This window comes from Sphingomonas hankookensis (assembly GCF_001619955.1).
Lineage (GTDB): Bacteria > Pseudomonadota > Alphaproteobacteria > Sphingomonadales > Sphingomonadaceae > Sphingomonas > Sphingomonas hankookensis_A.
This window is the reverse complement of the sequence record NZ_LQQO01000004.1, coordinates 1-15074: the sequence shown is the minus strand read 5'-3', so window position 1 is coordinate 15074 and position 15074 is coordinate 1. Positions and strand designations below refer to the sequence as shown.

Annotated in this window: 16 protein-coding genes; 9 read left to right on the top strand and 7 right to left on the bottom strand. The window is 67.1% G+C overall.

The window, feature by feature from the left end:
- Positions 1–59 precede the first annotated feature (59 nt).
- Positions 60–497 carry a GNAT family N-acetyltransferase gene (locus AVT10_RS04045; protein ID WP_066688634.1) on the top strand — a complete coding sequence of 146 codons (438 nt, stop codon included), beginning with the start codon at positions 60–62 and terminating at the stop codon, positions 495–497.
- A 129-nt stretch (positions 498–626) separates the two neighbouring features.
- Here the strand turns inward: AVT10_RS04045 and AVT10_RS04040 are convergent, their stop codons facing one another.
- The 6 genes from AVT10_RS04040 to AVT10_RS04010 all read right to left on the bottom strand — a co-directional run bounded on the left by AVT10_RS04040 (position 627) and on the right by AVT10_RS04010 (position 6083).
- Positions 627–962, bottom strand: a complete 336-nt coding sequence (locus AVT10_RS04040) for a DUF423 domain-containing protein (RefSeq protein ID WP_066688633.1) — start codon at positions 960–962, stop codon at positions 627–629.
- Positions 963–1296: 334 nt separating this feature from the next.
- Positions 1297–3081, bottom strand: coding sequence for a cation:proton antiporter domain-containing protein (locus AVT10_RS04030; protein WP_066688631.1), 1785 nt, complete (start codon positions 3079–3081; stop codon positions 1297–1299).
- Complete coding sequence (locus AVT10_RS04025) at positions 3081–3518, bottom strand: iron-sulfur cluster assembly scaffold protein (protein ID WP_066688630.1); 438 nt, start codon at positions 3516–3518, stop codon at positions 3081–3083. The genes AVT10_RS04030 and AVT10_RS04025 overlap by 1 nt, the downstream gene beginning before the upstream one ends.
- A gap of 52 nt (positions 3519–3570) precedes the next feature.
- The gene (locus AVT10_RS04020; RefSeq protein ID WP_066688629.1) at positions 3571–4092 is read right to left on the bottom strand and encodes a CvpA family protein; all 522 of its coding nucleotides are present in this window, start codon (positions 4090–4092) and stop codon (positions 3571–3573) included.
- 373 nt (positions 4093–4465) lie between these two features.
- Positions 4466–5833: a DNA repair protein RadA gene (radA, locus tag AVT10_RS04015; protein ID WP_066688628.1), complete on the bottom strand. Its 1368-nt coding sequence runs from the start codon at positions 5831–5833 to the stop codon at positions 4466–4468.
- A gap of 37 nt (positions 5834–5870) precedes the next feature.
- Positions 5871–6083 (bottom strand): DUF2945 domain-containing protein, encoded by a 213-nt coding sequence (locus tag AVT10_RS04010; protein WP_066688626.1) that lies wholly within the window; start codon positions 6081–6083, stop codon positions 5871–5873.
- Positions 6084–6175: 92 nt separating this feature from the next.
- Between AVT10_RS04010 and AVT10_RS04005 the strand changes: the two genes are divergently transcribed.
- From AVT10_RS04005 to AVT10_RS03995, 4 genes are all read left to right on the top strand, one after another.
- Positions 6176–7318, top strand: a complete 1143-nt coding sequence (locus AVT10_RS04005) for a glycosyltransferase family 4 protein (protein ID WP_066688683.1) — start codon at positions 6176–6178, stop codon at positions 7316–7318.
- Positions 7319–7547: 229 nt separating this feature from the next.
- Positions 7548–7688 (top strand): hypothetical protein, encoded by a 141-nt coding sequence (locus AVT10_RS18485; protein WP_164523846.1) that lies wholly within the window; start codon positions 7548–7550, stop codon positions 7686–7688.
- Positions 7681–9036, top strand: a complete 1356-nt coding sequence (locus AVT10_RS04000) for a DUF5935 domain-containing protein (protein ID WP_066688624.1) — start codon at positions 7681–7683, stop codon at positions 9034–9036. Before AVT10_RS18485 ends, AVT10_RS04000 begins: the two co-directional genes overlap by 8 nt.
- Entirely contained in the window at positions 9033–10088 is a 1056-nt protein-coding gene (locus tag AVT10_RS03995; protein ID WP_066688622.1) for an acyltransferase family protein, read from the top strand. Before AVT10_RS04000 ends, AVT10_RS03995 begins: the two co-directional genes overlap by 4 nt.
- Before the next feature lie 141 nt (positions 10089–10229).
- On the opposite strand, the gene AVT10_RS03990 is transcribed toward AVT10_RS03995, so the two are convergent.
- Complete coding sequence (locus AVT10_RS03990) at positions 10230–10784, bottom strand: type 1 glutamine amidotransferase domain-containing protein (protein WP_066688617.1); 555 nt, start codon at positions 10782–10784, stop codon at positions 10230–10232.
- A 128-nt stretch (positions 10785–10912) separates the two neighbouring features.
- Between AVT10_RS03990 and AVT10_RS03985 the strand changes: the two genes are divergently transcribed.
- From AVT10_RS03985 to AVT10_RS03970, 4 genes are all read left to right on the top strand, one after another.
- A complete protein-coding gene (locus AVT10_RS03985) occupies positions 10913–11944 on the top strand; it encodes a DNA topoisomerase IB (protein WP_066688616.1) in 1032 nt (343 codons plus the stop codon).
- 9 nt (positions 11945–11953) lie between these two features.
- Entirely contained in the window at positions 11954–13105 is a 1152-nt protein-coding gene (locus AVT10_RS03980; RefSeq protein ID WP_066688615.1) for a mechanosensitive ion channel family protein, read from the top strand.
- 128 nt (positions 13106–13233) lie between these two features.
- A complete protein-coding gene (locus AVT10_RS03975) occupies positions 13234–13689 on the top strand; it encodes a MaoC family dehydratase (protein WP_066688614.1) in 456 nt (151 codons plus the stop codon).
- A gap of 17 nt (positions 13690–13706) precedes the next feature.
- On the top strand, positions 13707–14885 hold the full coding sequence (locus tag AVT10_RS03970; protein WP_066688612.1) for an acetyl-CoA C-acyltransferase: 1179 nt from the start codon (positions 13707–13709) through the stop codon (positions 14883–14885).
- Positions 14886–15074: the final 189 nt, after the last annotated feature.

The window sequence follows — 15074 nt, the reverse complement described above, 5'->3', positions numbered from 1 at the left end:
GAATGGTTGTCACGGACGCGCGGAAGTTGGCACCGTCGTCCCGATGCGCGAGGAAAGCCATGGTGCAGATTTGCCGTGCGACATTGCAGCATCTCGACCGGATCGTTCCGTTGTTCGATGCCTATCGCCAATTCTATGGGCAGGACAGTGACCTGGCCGGCGCCCGCGCGTTCCTGGCCGAGCGGATCGCGCGGGAGGAATCGGTGATCCTGCTGGCGGGGGACGGTGCGGGCTTCACGCAACTTTATCCGTGCTTTTCGTCGGTGCGGATGCGGATGACGCTGATCCTGAACGACCTGTTCGTGGCGCCGGAGGCACGGTGCCAGGGCGTCGGTGAGGCGTTGCTGGAGGCGGCGCGGGACCATGCGCGATCGGTCGGCGCGGCGCGGATGACGCTGTCGACGGCGGTCGACAACAGCGCGGCGCACGCGCTGTACGTCCGCACCGGATGGGAACGCGATGCGCAGTTCCACACCTATACCATCGCGGTCGATTGAGGCGGTTTACGGGCGAAAGAGCGGTGGCCGGCTATGGCGGTTGGGCGCTGTAGGAAAGCGGTTCGGGCTGTCGACGCGGAGTAGAAGGAAGAAGCGGGACCCCGGATCAAGTCCGGGGTGACGATGGGATCAACGGCGGAGTGCGATCCAGCCGAGCCACAGCCAGCCGATAATCATCGCGAGACCGCCGAGCGGGGTGATCGGCCCCAGCACCCCGCGCGGACCGCCCAGTGCCATCGCGTAGAGCGAACCGCCGAACAGCAACCCGCCGGCCACGAACAGCCAGCCCGGCCCCCGCGCGCCGAGGTTCAGTGCGACCAGCGTGGCGATGGCGTGGGCGAGCTGATACTGGCCACCGGTCTTGAGCCACTCGGCCGCCGGGCCGGAGGCGCCATGCGCGCCGAACGCGCCGGCAGCGACCGCCATGGCGCCGGACAGCGCGGCGGCGAGGAGAAGCAGGTTCATCGGGTTGGCTCCGTGGTTCGGCGGCGTGACGGGAATGTATCTATCGGGGTTTGCGCTGGTTCGCTTGCGATTTCAGGTCGTCGGCGGGAGGCTTGTGTCCGTCCCTGTCTTCGTCACCCCGGACTTGATCCGGGGTCCCGCTTTCTCACCGACCTGGCAGAAGAAGCGGGACCCCGGATCAAGTCCGGGGGTGACGTTGGAGGCGGGGCGGGCGGGACGTTACCGGGAATGCCCTGCCTTCGCTGGGATGGTGTCCTTGAAGACGATCGTCGCGGCGTGACTGTCACTCATGGCGTACCGCAGATGCGCTGTCACGGCTGTCCACACCACCCCTTCACCCCGCGTCGTCCGGCACCGTGCCCGACGCCGCGCTGACGCGGGCGTGGGTGAAGATCATGTCGCGTCCCTGTCGCAGGTCGCCGGTTTCGGACTGTTGCAGCAACCGCTTGGCGTCGGCCTTGCGATACAGGTCTTCGGTCCGGTCGATCTCGCCATCGTCGACGCCGACGCTGGCCATGGCGGCGCGTGCCATGGTGACGGCGGAGTCGAGCACTTCGCGAAACACGCCCTCGACCGGGGCATTGGCCAGCTTCACCACCGACCGCCGGTCAAAGGCGCGCACGAAGATGCCCGGCCCCGGAAAGGCGTGGTGGATCGCACCGATCATCTCCGCATCGAACGGATCGCCATCGGTGCAGAACAGCAGCAGTTCGGCATCGGCCGCCCCGGCGAGGCGCAACATGTCGATGCGCGTGCCGTCGCCATAATAGACCTTCATCCCGAAGCCGCCCGCGATCTCGATCATCTCCACATCGGTGTCGATGACCGTGACGCTGATCCCCTGCGCCAGCAGCATCTGCGCGACGGTCTGGCCGAAGCGGCCATAGCCGACGACGACCGCGCTGGCGCCGTCGTGGCGCGGGCCTTCGGGGGTCTTGCCGTCCTTTTTTTCCGGCTCGGCGCGGAACTTGCGGGTCGCCATCATCAGGAACGGAGTGGTCGCCATCGACAGGGTGACGATCGCGCCGAAGACGCTCGCCGCCTCGGGCGCGATCAGCAGCGCATTCTGCGCCTGCGCGAACAGGACGAAGCCGAATTCGCCGCCCTGGCTGAGCAACAGCCCCAGCGCCAGCGCGCTGCGCCATGGCATGCCGAACAGCCGGCCGAGACCGAAGATCACCACCCCCTTGGTCGCGATCAGCGCCAGCGCCATGCCGACGACGAACACCGGCCGTTCGACGATCGCCCCCAGATCGAGCATCATGCCGACCGCGAGGAAGAACAGACCGAGCAGGATCGAGCGGAACGGTTCGACGTCCGCCTCCAGCTCGTGGCGATACGGGCTGTCGGCCAGCATCACGCCGGCGATGAACGCGCCCAGAGCGGTCGACAGGCCGAGCGCCTGCATCACCGCCGCGCTGGCGATGACGGTGAACAGCCCGGCGAACACGAACATCTCGCGCTCGCCCATATTGCCGATCAGGCGGAACAGCGGGCGCAGCAGGAAGCGGCCGGCGAGGATCAGCCCGACCACCGCACCGACGGTCCACAGCGCCAGCTGCCACCCCGGCGGTCCGGCGGCATCGGCCGGGTTGCGCGACAGGGCGGCGACGATGGTGATGAGCGGGACGATCGACAGATCCTGAAACAGCAGGATCGCAAAGGCGCGTTCGCCGAACGGGGTCTTCATGCGACCGGCCGATTGCAGCATCGGCAGCACCTGCGCGGTCGAGGACAGCGCCAACGGCAGGCCGAGCGCGATGGCGGCGGCCCAGCTGAAATGGGTGGCGAGCCAGACGACGCCGGTGATGGCGATGCCGCAGAGCGCCACCTGCAACAGGCCCAGGCCAAAAATATCGCGCTTCATCTGCCACAGGCGCGATGGCGACAGTTCGAGCCCGACAAGGAACAGCAGCAGCGTGATGCCGAGTTCGGCGATGGCGAGTTTGGATTCGGCATTGCCGACCAGTCCCAGCACCTGCGGTCCGACGACCGACCCGGCAACGAGATAGCCGAGCGTGGCACCCAGCCCCAGCTTGCGGAAGATCAGCACGAAGACCAGCGCCGCGCCCAGCAGCGGCGCGAAATCATGGAGCAGCGACGCGGTGCCGTGTTCCATCAGGCGGCGGCCCGCTGACCGGCGGCCTGTGCCGCGGCTTCGGCGGCGGCTTCGAAGGCGAGGCGGATCGAGGCGTGGCGCGCGCTGTGCGGGCGCGCCGGTTCGAACAGCGTCAGGCCGGGCCAGTCGGGGGCATCGCCCTCCCCGGCCAGCCAGGCGGTGAGCGTATCGCTGGCGGCGGCGAGCTCGGCCGGCGTCTTGCCGACGACCGCGCGGGCGAGCAACGCCGAGGATGCCTGCCCCAGCGCGCAGGCGCGGACCAGCATGCCGATAGCGGCGACGTGGCCGTCCTCGCCCAACGCGATGTCGACCGTCACCCGGCTGCCACAGATCGGCGAGCGTTTCTCTACCGAAGCATGGGGTTCGGGAAGGCGGACGGCCTGCGCGGTTTCGGCGGCGAGGCGGAGGATTTCGGTGTTGTAGAGCGGTGCGGTCACGCGACCGATGTAGGGCGGGTTCGTGACGCTGGCGAGTCGAAGCCGGCTTTTTCTATTCGCCAAACACCGGTTCGCCCCGGCGGCGGCGTTCGATAAAGTCGACGACGCTGGCGCTGGTGGCGTTGAGCAGCGGATAGGTGCGCGCGTTCTTGATCCAGAGCGGGCGGCGCGTCGGGCCGCCGCCGATGAAGTCGGCCGCCAGCAGCAGGAGGAGAAAGGCGAGGCTGACGAGGATCAGGCCCTTCAAGGCGCCGAAGCCGAAGCCGAGGGCACGGTCGACCGGGCCGAGGACCGACGCGCGGGTCCGCGCGCCGATGCCGTTGGCGACCAGCCGGCCGGCGAAATAGCCGATGCCCGCGATCAACGCGAAGGCCAGCGTCGCCGCGCCGCCCGCCGTGCCGGTGGGTCCGACCAGCGCGGCGGCGACCGGCGTGTGGAACAGCTTGAGCAACAGCACGACCAGCGCCCAGGCGCCGAGCGAGAGGACTTCGGTGACGAAGCCGCGCATGAATCCCAGCACCGCCGCGCCGCCGACGGTGAGGAGGACGGCGATGTCGAGCGAGGTCAGGCCCATGGAAGAGGCTATGCCGGGCGGCGGGGAGATTGTCGAGCGGGGGGTGCGGGGGAGCGGATGGCTCAACCAATTCGTCGTCACCCCGTACTTGATCCGGGGTCCCGCTTTCCCAAGGCGCCGAGAAGAAGAAGCGGGACCCCGGATCAAGTCCGGGGTGACGGGGAGTCATACGCAGATCCTCCCCGGTACGGGGAGGGGGACCGTCGCCGAAGGCGATGGTGGAGGGGTTGGCCGAATACGGGCCGGTAGCGTTGCGGGGCGATCCCCCTCCACCAGCCTGCGGCTGGTCCCCAGCGTCAGGTCGGATCGTCCTCCGGACGATCCTCGGTCATGCAGAGCATGGCCGACCTGACGCTCCGTGCCGGGAAGGATTTTAGCGTCCCAGCATATAATCCACGAACCGCGGCAAATCCTTGAACCCGGACAGTTTCACCGCGCCGCCCTCCGCCTGCGCCGCCGGGGCCAGTGCGCGCGCAAAGCCGAGCTTGCCCGCCTCCTTCAGCCGCAATGCGCCGTGCGCGACGGGGCGGACCTCGCCCGACAGCGCGATCTCGCCGAAGACGATCGCGTCGGACGGTACCGGGCGTTCGGACAGCGCCGAGACCAAAGCGGCCGCGACAGCGAGGTCGGCGGCGGGGTCGGTCACGCGGTAGCCGCCGGCGATGTTGAGATAGACTTCGGCCGTGGCGAAGGCGAGGCCGCAGCGTGCCTCCAGCACGGCGAGGATCATCGCGAGGCGGCCGGAGTCCCAGCCGACGACGGCCCGGCGCGGGGTCGCTCCGGACGCCAAGCGCACGGTCAGCGCCTGTACCTCCACCAGTACCGGGCGGGTCCCCTCCAGCGCGGGGAAGACGACGGTGCCGGTGACATTCTCGTCACGGCTTGTCAGGAATAGCGACGAAGGGTTTGATACTTCGGACAATCCTTCGCTTTCCATCGCGAAGACGCCGATCTCGTCGGTGCCGCCGAAGCGGTTCTTGACCGCGCGCAGGATGCGGTACTGGTGGCTGCGCTCGCCCTCGAACGCCAGCACCGTGTCGACCATATGTTCGAGCACGCGGGGACCGGCGATCGACCCGTCCTTGGTGACATGGCCGACCAGCACGACGGCGGTGCCGCGTTCCTTGGCGAAGCGGATCAGTTCGCCCGACGAGGCGCGGACCTGGCTGACGGTGCCGGGCGCCCCTTCGATCAGGTCGCTGTGCATCGTCTGGATCGAATCGATGATGAGCAGGTCGGGCGCGGCCGATCCGCCGAACGTGGTCAGGATGTCACGGACCGAAGTCGCGGCGGCGAGCTGCACCGGGGCATTGCCCAGCCCCAGGCGGCGGGCGCGGAGACGCACCTGATCGGCGGCCTCTTCGCCCGAGACATAGGCGACGCTCTTGCCCGCCAGTGCCAGCTTCGCGGCGGCCTGTAGCAGCAGGGTCGACTTGCCGATGCCGGGATCGCCGCCGATCAGCGTCGCCGATCCCTCGACGAAGCCGCCGCCCAGCGCCCGATCGAGTTCGGCGATCTCGGTCTTCAGACGGTCGGGCAGCGCGATGTCGGTGTCGAGCCCCGACAACAGGATCGGCCGCCCACCGCTCTGCAGGTTATGCCGCGCCGAAAAGGGGGTGACGACCGCGCCGGCATCCTCGACCAGCGTATTCCAGTCGCCGCAATCGGCGCATTGCCCCGCCCATTTCGAGGATACCGATCCGCATTGCTGGCAGACATAGCGCTTTTGGGGTTTGGCCATGCCGCGGCGTTAGCAGATGCGGAACGAAAGGGGAATATCAGTCCAGTTCGCTGCCGCGTTTCAGGACCTTGGTCCCGTCGTCCTGCTCGATCAGATAGGCGGGATTGTCCTTGGTGCCGTTCTTGGTGATCTTGCTGCCCTTGATCGTGCGCTGGACGCGGCGTTCGAAGCGTTCCTCGACCTTGCCCTCCGCCGTGCCGTTGCCCCACGACCATTTGACCTTCTGGCCCTTCTTGTAGCTCTCGCTCATGCTGTCCGCTCCTTTTGTCGGGCGGGTCAACCCGTTGGAGCGCCCAAGCGTTCCGGTGGCGTACGCGGCGTTCCGGCGCTATGGGCACGCGGATGAAGCCTTCCCAGCTCCGCGTCGCGATGTTCAGCGGAAACTATAATTATGTCCGCGATGGCGCGAACCAGGCGCTCAACCGGCTGGCGCGCCACCTGCTCGACCATGGCGTGACGCTGCGCGTCTATTCGCCGACGACCGACAAGCCGGCCTTTCCGCCGACCGGCGATCTGGTCAGCGTGCCAGCCTATGGCATGCCCGGCGGGCGCGGCGAATATAAGCTGGCGCGGGGGCTGACCGCGAAGACGCGCGCCGATCTGACGGCGTTCGCGCCGAATATCGTCCATGTCTCCGCCCCCGATATCCTCGGCCACCGGGCACTCAGCTGGGGGCGCGACAACGGGATCGCGACGCTCGCCTCGCTGCACACGCGGTTCGAAACCTACCCGCAATATTATGGCATCGGCTTTCTGGAGCCGCTGGCGGTCGCGCTGTCGAAGCGATTCTATAATCGCGCCGATCAAGTGATGGTGCCCGGGCGCGGCATGGCCGATTTGCTGCGCGAATGGGGCGTGACCTCGCCGATCGGCATCTGGTCGCGCGGGGTGGATCATCAGCGCTTCAGTCCCGGCATGCGCGATCTCGACTGGCGGCGGTCGCTGGGGATCGGCGACGACGAGGTCGCGGTCAGCTTTCTCGGGCGGCTGGTGCTGGAAAAGGGGCTGGACGTCTTTTCGGAGGTCGCCACCGAATTGCAGCGGCGCGGGGTCAAGCATCGCATCCTCGTGATCGGCGAAGGGCCCGCGCGCGACTGGTTCGCCGAGCGGGTACCGCATGCCGTGTTCGCCGGGTTCCAGGCGGGCGACGATCTTGGCCGGGCGGTCGCGTCGATGGACGTGTTCTTCAACCCGTCGATCACCGAGACGTTCGGCAACGTCACGCTGGAGGCGATGGCGGCGGGCGTACCGGTGGTGGCGGCACGCGCGACCGGCGCGGTCGGCATGGTCGAGGACCGGACGACCGGGTTCCTCGTCCCGCCTCGCGACATTCCCGCCTATGCCGATGCGATTGCACGGCTGTGCGAGGATGCCGACCTGCGCTGGCGCATGGGGTTGGCGGGGCATGACGCGGCCAAGGGGTATCGCTGGGACAGCGCGAACCAGTCGGTGCTGGATGCGTATTTGCGGATCGTTCGGGGGTAGGTTGGTTCGGAGTAAACGTCGCCCCAGCGAAGGCTGGGGCATTCCGCGGCGAGGAGCGCGTTCCCTTACGGGGAGATCCCAGCCTTCGCTGGGATGACGTTGGCGGCGAGCGACGTTGGCGGTGAGCAGCGACGGGACCACTCCCCTTGGCCCCTGCCCTGCCGATCGCTTAACGTCGCATCAACCCGTGTCCGCTATCGCTGCGGGTGACGTTAGGGGCCCCTCGCCGATGATCGACAATTTCTCGCTGGGGCTGACCCACCTGCTGATGCTGATCGCGGCGTGGCGGTTGTTGCGGCGGCCGGACCTCGACGAGGAACGCGTGCGCGACGACGCCCCGCGCAAGGGCCGGGACCGCTTCGGTGCGTGATCTCGTCTTCGTCGCATTCCTGGGATTGTTGTTCGCGGCGGGGTTTCGCAAGCCGTTCGTGTTCGTGCTGACCTATGTCTATATCGACATCGTCTCGCCGCAGCGGCTGACCTATCTGCTGCTCAACTCGGTGCCGATCTCGCTGATCGCCTGCGGCCTTGCCGTGCTCGCCTGGGCGGTGGTCGACGACAAGCGCGACACGCGGATGGCGCCGCGCCAATTCCTGATGCTCGCGCTCCTGCTCTATTGCCTGTGGACGACCAAGACCGCCGACTTCCCGGTCGAGGCGCAGTTCAAATGGGAATGGGTGTGGAAGGCGCTGGCCTTCGCCATCTTCCTGCCGCTGACACTTCGGACCAAATTGCGCATCGAATCGCTGCTGCTGTTCATGGTGCTGTCGGCCGCGTCGATCATCATCGTCGGCGGGATCAAGACGCTGGGGTCGGGCGGCGGCTATGGCGAATTGAACCTGATGGTGTCGAACAATGCCGGCCTGTACGAGGGGTCGACCATTTCGACCGTGGCGATCGCGATCATCCCGCTGATCCTGTGGTTCAGCCGCTTCGGCACGGTGTTCGCACCCGATTGGCGGGTGCGCGCATTCTGCTATGCCCTCGTCTTCTCCTGCCTGCTGATCCCGGTCGGCACGTCGACGCGGACCGGGCTGCTGTGCATCGGGCTGCTCGGCGTACTGATGCTGCGCGACGTGAAGCGGCGGCTGACCTATCTGGCGATGGCGGGCGCGGCGGGGTTGATGGCGGTGCCGTTCCTGCCGTCGGCCTTCACGCAGCGGATGGAGACGATCGGCACCTATCAGGCCGACGCATCGGCATCGACCCGGCTGGCGGTGTGGATGTGGACGCTCGACTATGTGAAGCAGAACCCGTTCGGCGGGGGCTTCGTCGCCTATCTCCAGAACCGCATCCGTTATGAAAAGGTCGCGGTGGTCGGCGAGGGCGCGAACCGGACGGTCGAACGCAGCCTGGAGGTCGATGCCGGGCGCGCCTATCACTCGGCCTATTTCGAGATGCTGGGCGAACAGGGCTATCCGGGGCTGCTGATCTGGCTGGCGATCAATCTGGGCGGGCTGTTCCGGATGGAGGTGCTCAGGCGGCGCTATGCCAAGGCGGGTGAGGACGAGGCGTGGGTCGTGCCACTGGCCGCCGCACTGCAGAACGGGCATATCGTGTATCTGTTCGGCGCGAATTTCGTCGCCATCGCCTTCCAGCCGTTCGTCTTCATGCTGATCGGCGCGCAGATCGGCCTCGACACCTATCTCGCGCGCAAACGTAGCGAACAGGCTTGGACGCCGATCCAGCGGCGCAAGAAGGGGGCGGTAGCCGCATGAACGAATTGAAGGCGCTGACCGGCGCGCGCGGCCTTGCCGCATGGTGGGTCGTGCTGTTCCACTTGCGCGGATCGATGGCGGAAATGCATCCGGCGATCGAATCCGCCATCGCCAAGGGCTATCTGGCGGTCGATTTCTTCTTCCTGCTGTCGGGCTTCGTCATCTGGCTGTCGTGGGGGCGGCGGTTCGGCGAAGGCGGGCTGCCGGTTGCCGGGCGGTTCCTGTGGAAGCGGATGGCACGGATCTGGCCGCTGCACCTGTTCGTGCTGGCCTGTGCGGTCGCGCTGGCCGTCGTGCTGGCGGCGACCGGGCGCAATATCGATCGCTTTCCCTTTGCCGAACTGCCGCTGCATGTCGTGCTGCTGCAAAGCTGGGGGTTCGTCGATCCGCTGAAATGGAACGATCCGGCCTGGTCGATCTCGGCCGAATCCGCCGCCTATCTGTTGTTTCCGCTGCTGGCGGTGGCGGTCGACTGGCGCCGCGTGCCGAGCGTGGTGCTGGTCGCCTTCGTCGCATTGCTGTTGTTCGGGCTGCTGCCGCTATGCGGGCAGGACGGCTTGGGCAGCGAGTTGCAACGCTTTGCCGTGGCGCGCTGCGTGATCCAGTTTGCCGCCGGGACCGCGATCGGCGCTTTGTGGCTGCGCTGGCAGGGGCGTGACCTTGTCGCGGTATCGGCGGGCATCCTCGCGCTGGGGCTGGCGGCGGCGTGGGGGACGAAGCTGCTGTCGGAGGCGCATTCGCTGCCCGCCGCACTCGCGTGCCTGTTGCTGGCGGCGGGGATCACGTCGAACCGGCGCGGCAACCCGCTGGAATGGTGGCCGATCTACCGGCTGGGCGAGATCAGCTATGCGACCTATCTCGGCCATTTCCTGCTGTGGTTCGTGTTCAAGCTGGTGCTGGTCGAGGATGCGACCGACGCGCCGCTATGGGTGCTGGCGCTGTATATCGTGGCGGTGATCGCGTCGTCGGAAGTGCTGTATCGCGGCGTAGAGCGGCCGGCGCAGAACTGGTTGAACCGGGTCGGGGATCGGCGGCGGCTGGCGGTGGCTTAGCGTTTCCGCTTACGTCACCCCGGACTTGATCCGGGGTCCCGCTTTCTTTGCCGCGCGTAGAGGAAGAAGAAGCGGGACCCCGGGTCAAGCCCGGGGTGACGTTTGGGGCGGATGGTGAGGATCACCACCCGCCTCCTCGCCTCACGCCTCGGCCAGTTCGCTTTGCAGTGCCTCGATCACCGCCTTCGAAAAGGCGGGAATGTCGTCGGGCTTGCGGCTGGTGATCAGGTTGCCGTCGATCACGACCTGTTCGTCGACCACCTCGGCACCGGCATTTTCGAGGTCGGTGCGGACCGATGGCCAGCTGGTCACGCGGCGGCCGTCGACCACGTCGGCCTCCACCAGCAGCCACGGCGCATGGCAGATGGCGGCGACGATCTTGTCGTCGTCCATGAATTCGCTGACGATCTCGACCGCGCGTTCCTGCATGCGCAGCTTGTCGGGATTGCCGACGCCGCCGGGCAGCAGCAGCATGTCGAATTCCTCGGTATCCACCGCGTCGAGCGTCAGGTCGGGGGTGATCGTCCGCGCCTTTTCGCTGTCGTTGACGACGCCCTGGATCGGATCGGTCTTGATCGAGGCGAGCGTCACGTTCGCGCCTGCGTCCAGCAGCGCCTGACGCGGGTCGAACAGTTCGGATTCCTCGAACCCGTCGGTGGCGAGGATCAGCACGCGGGCATTGGCGAGGTCGGCCATGGGAAGTCTCCTGTGCAGGGTGGTCCGCCCCCAACCGGCTGACTCCGCGTCGGTTCCCGCCCACGCGGCGGATGCCGGAACGAAGCGACGAGCCGAACATTGATCGGGATATTCGCAGGGACAGCCCGATGGAACCAGCCGAAGACGACGACCTCCCCTGCCCCGCCGGCTGCGTCTTTTCCGATTGCGAGGCGCCGGGCATCACCCGCAAGAAGCTGACGCGCGGCTGGGGCTATTACGACCCGGACGGCGACCGGATCACCGATCGGAACGAGATCGACCGGCTGAACGCCATCGGCCTGCCCCCCGCCTATCGCGACGCATGGTTCTGCCCCGATCCCACCGGTCATATCCAGGCGATCGGCTGGGACGAGAAGGGTCGCAAGCAATATCGCTATCACGCCGATTTCCGCGCGGCGCAGGAGAGCGCCAAATATGATCGCTGCGCGTCGTTCGGGCACAAGCTGCCGAAGCTGCGCGCGCAGGTGGAGCGGGACCTTGCCAAGCGCGCGCTGTCACGCGACCGGGCGGTGGCGGCGGTGGTGCGGCTGCTCGATCTCGGGCGGGTGCGCGTCGGCAACGAAGGCTATGCGCGGGTGAACAAGAGCTTCGGCGCGACGACGCTGCGCAAGCGGCATGCGAAGCTGAGCGGGACCAGGCTGAAGCTCCAATATCGCGCCAAGTCGGGCAAGATGCGGGTGCTGACGATCACCGACCGCTCGCTCGCCAGTTTCGTGCGCAAGTGCCAGGACCTGCCGGGACAGCACCTGTTCCGCTGGGTCGATGCCGAGGGGGAGACGCATCCGGTCACGTCGAGCGACGTCAACGCCTATATCCGCGCGGCGATGGGCGATGACTTCACCGCCAAGCATTTCCGGACGTGGGGTGCGAGCGTGCTGGCGTTCGCGACGCTCGCCGATGCCGATCAGGATATCAGCCTGAAGACGATGCTGGGCCCGGTGGTCGATGCGCTGGGCAATACGCCGGCCATCGCCCGCAAATCCTATGTCCACCCGCTGCTGATCGATCTGGTCAAGGACGGGCAGAGCGCGTTTCGCGAGACCCTGCGCCTGCCACGGGCCGCGAAACATCTCAGCCGCCACGAACGCGGGCTGATCGCGCTGCTCGAAGCGCAGGACCGCGTCGCCGTCGCCGCTTGAAGGAACCGCATGAGTACCAATACCACGTCGCCGGCCGCGACCGTCGAGAAGAGCTTCAACGCCGATCAGGCCCAGGCACAGGCCCGGCTGTTGCTGCAGGACAGTGCCCGGTGGATTTCGGACAACTGGCTGCAGGTGCTGGTGGCGCTGGGCGCCGGTGCGCTGATCGTCATCGTCCTGCTGCTGGTCCGCCGCTGGGGCATGAAGCTGGCGGGTGAGGACCGCACCGGATGGGGCAGCGTCGCAGGCCGCGCGATCGGGCGGACCGGGCTGTTCTTCATGGTGATGCTGGCCGCCAAGCTGGTCGACGGCTATGCCAGCGCGCCGCCGATGGTCACCGCGACGATCGAGTTCCTGTTCACCGTCGCCGCCGTGTTCCAGGCCGCGATCTGGGCGCGCGAGGTCATATTGGGTGCGGTCGAGCGGCGGACGGCGAGCGACCATTATCATGGCGAGGCGCTGGCATCGGCGATGGGGCTGATCCGGTTGCTGGTCACCTTCGCGCTGTTCGCCATCGCGCTGATCGTCGTGCTCGACAATCTGGGGGTGAACGTCACGGGTTTGGTCGCCGGCCTCGGCGTCGGCGGCATCGCCATCGGTCTGGCGGCGCAGGGCATCTTCGCCGACCTGTTCGCCGCGCTGTCGATCATCTTCGACAAGCCGTTTCGGCGCGGCGACAATGTCCATTACGACCAGACCGACGGGTCGATCGCCGAGATCGGGCTGAAATCCACCCGCATCCGTTCGGTCACCGGCGAAGAGCGGATCATTTCCAACAAGAACCTGCTCGACAAGGAAATCACCAACAACACCCGCCGCGCCCATCGCCGGGCGTCGTTCGTGATCGGCGTCACCTATCAGACCGATGCCGAGACCTGCGCGCGCATCCCGGCGATGCTGCGCGAGGTGGTGGAGGCGGAGGAGCGCGTGTTCGTCCGTTGCGGGCTGATCGGCTTCGGCGCGTCGAGCATCGATTTCGAGCTGCTCTTCGATTCGGCCGGCGCCGATTATGCAGCGTTTTACGACGGGCGGACGGCGGTCGGCATCGCGATCCTGCGCCGCTTCGCCGCCGAGGGGATCGAGATCGCCTATCCGACCCAGGTCAATCTGAATGCCCGCGCGGACGGCACGATCGTCGATCCCAGCCCGGCACATCCGTAGCGTTTTTCGAACATCGGGTCTGCCCTCCCGTCATAGCGCATTTGCCCTTTCGGAAAATTCGGTGCGTCGACGCTTGCAGCGGCGCCGGCCGACGCTATGATCGCCCTAACGTGCGGGAGAGGATCGCAATGGCCGAAATTGCGGCAGAGGAACTGGCGGCGCAGGTCGGCGCAACATGGCGGTCCGAATGGATCGTCGTCGATCAGGCGATGATCGATGCCTTTGCCGATGCGACCGGCGACCGGCAATTCATCCATGTCGACCCGCAGGCCGCCGCCGCGACTCCGTTCGGCGGAACCATCGCCCATGGGTTCCTGCTGCTGTCGCTCATGCCGAGACTGGCGGAGGCGACCGATCTGCCCCGGATCGCCGGCGTGCGGATGGAAGTCAATTATGGCGGCAACCGCACCCGCTTTCTGGCGCCCGTCCGGTCCGGCTCCCGCATCCGCGGCCGTTTCACGCTGCTGGCGCTGGAGCAGAAACACCCCGGCCAATGGCAGCGGACCAGCGAATATGCCGTCGAGGTCGACGGCGCCGACTCCCCCGCGCTGATCGCCGAATGGATCAGCCAGTATTTCACCTGAACACCCGAGGAAATTCCATGCGCTCTGCCGTCATCGTATCGACCGCCCGCACGCCCATCGGCCGCGCCTATCGCGGGGCTTTCAACAACCTGCCCGCGCCGACGCTGGCCGCCCATTCGATCCGAGCTGCGGTCGAGCGCGCCGGGATCGACGGGGCGGAGGTCGACGACGTGCTGTTGGGCGCGGCGATGCAGCAGGGGCATCAGGCAAACAATATCGCCCGCAACGCCGCGCTGCGCGCCGGCCTGCCGATCAGCGTTTCGGGCATGTCGATCGACCGGCAATGCGCCAGCGGCCTGATGGCGATCGCCACCGCCGCCAAGCAGATCGTGCACGACCGGATGGATATCTGCGTCGCGGGCGGCGTCGAATCGATCAGCCTGGTGCAGACGCCGCAGATGCGCCTTGCACCCGACCCCGAACTGCTCGCGATGCATGGCGATATCTACATGCCGATGCTCCAGACCGCCGAGATCGTGGCTGCGCGTTACGGCATCTCGCGCGAGCGGCAGGACGCCTATGCGCTCCAATCGCAGCAGCGCACCGCCGCCGCGCAGACGGCGGGCCTGTTCGACGCCGAACTCATTCCCGTGACCGCCACGATGAACGTCGTCGACAAGGCGACGAAGGAAGTGTCGAGCCATGAAGTCACGCTGACCAAGGACGAGGGCAACCGCGCAGATACGACGATCGAGGGGCTGCAGGCGCTCAAGCCCGTGCTGGGCGAACAGGCGGTCATCACCGCCGGCAATGCCAGCCAGTTGTCGGACGGATCGTCGGCCTGCGTGGTGATGGAGGAATCGGTGGCGGCGGCCCGCGGGCTGCAGCCGCTCGGCCGCTATGTCGGGATGGCGGTGGCGGGCACCAAGCCGGACGAGATGGGGATCGGCCCGGTCTATGCGGTGCCGAAGCTGCTCGAACGCTTCGGGCTGAAAACGGACGATATCGGGCTGTGGGAGCTGAACGAGGCGTTCGCGGTGCAGGTGCTGCATTGCCAGGACGTGCTGGGCATTCCCAACGACCGGCTGAACGTCAATGGCGGCGCGATTGCGATTGGCCATCCGTATGGCATGTCGGGCGCGCGGATGACCGGCCATGCGCTGATCGAAGGCAAGCGGCGTGGCGTGAAATATGTCGTCATTACGATGTGCGTCGGCGGCGGCATGGGCGCCGCGGGGTTGTTCGAGGTGCTTTGAGAGGGCTCGCGGCATCCGACACGGTAGGGAGCCATTGTGTCGGGTGCTGGCGATGGAACCGCGACGGTGCCGCGTCCATGGATCCCGGCCTGCGCCGGGATGACGGTTTTGGTGAGACGGACGTCGTCTAAAACGTCGTAGAACGAACTACCCTCCCCCACCCCGTTCGGTTCGAGCAGCTTCGAGCTT

What these genes read in the sequence shown, in the direction of transcription:
- AVT10_RS03990 (WP_066688617.1), bottom strand. Translation starts at nt 10,784, where the DNA reads ATGGCCGACCTCGCCAATGCCCGCGTGCTGATCCTCGCCACCGACGGG.
- AVT10_RS03975 (WP_066688614.1), top strand. Translation starts at nt 13,234, where the DNA reads ATGGCCGAAATTGCGGCAGAGGAACTGGCGGCGCAGGTCGGCGCAACA.
- AVT10_RS04045 (WP_066688634.1), top strand. Translation starts at nt 60, where the DNA reads ATGGTGCAGATTTGCCGTGCGACATTGCAGCATCTCGACCGGATCGTT.
- AVT10_RS18485 (WP_164523846.1), top strand. Translation starts at nt 7,548, where the DNA reads ATGATCGACAATTTCTCGCTGGGGCTGACCCACCTGCTGATGCTGATC.
- radA (WP_066688628.1), bottom strand. Translation starts at nt 5,833, where the DNA reads ATGGCCAAACCCCAAAAGCGCTATGTCTGCCAGCAATGCGGATCGGTA.
- AVT10_RS04010 (WP_066688626.1), bottom strand. Translation starts at nt 6,083, where the DNA reads ATGAGCGAGAGCTACAAGAAGGGCCAGAAGGTCAAATGGTCGTGGGGC.
- AVT10_RS03970 (WP_066688612.1), top strand. Translation starts at nt 13,707, where the DNA reads ATGCGCTCTGCCGTCATCGTATCGACCGCCCGCACGCCCATCGGCCGC.
- AVT10_RS04020 (WP_066688629.1), bottom strand. Translation starts at nt 4,092, where the DNA reads ATGGGCCTGACCTCGCTCGACATCGCCGTCCTCCTCACCGTCGGCGGC.
- AVT10_RS03985 (WP_066688616.1), top strand. Translation starts at nt 10,913, where the DNA reads ATGGAACCAGCCGAAGACGACGACCTCCCCTGCCCCGCCGGCTGCGTC.
- AVT10_RS04005 (WP_066688683.1), top strand. Translation starts at nt 6,176, where the DNA reads ATGAAGCCTTCCCAGCTCCGCGTCGCGATGTTCAGCGGAAACTATAAT.
- AVT10_RS04030 (WP_066688631.1), bottom strand. Translation starts at nt 3,081, where the DNA reads ATGGAACACGGCACCGCGTCGCTGCTCCATGATTTCGCGCCGCTGCTG.
- AVT10_RS03980 (WP_066688615.1), top strand. Translation starts at nt 11,954, where the DNA reads ATGAGTACCAATACCACGTCGCCGGCCGCGACCGTCGAGAAGAGCTTC.
- AVT10_RS03995 (WP_066688622.1), top strand. Translation starts at nt 9,033, where the DNA reads ATGAACGAATTGAAGGCGCTGACCGGCGCGCGCGGCCTTGCCGCATGG.
- AVT10_RS04040 (WP_066688633.1), bottom strand. Translation starts at nt 962, where the DNA reads ATGAACCTGCTTCTCCTCGCCGCCGCGCTGTCCGGCGCCATGGCGGTC.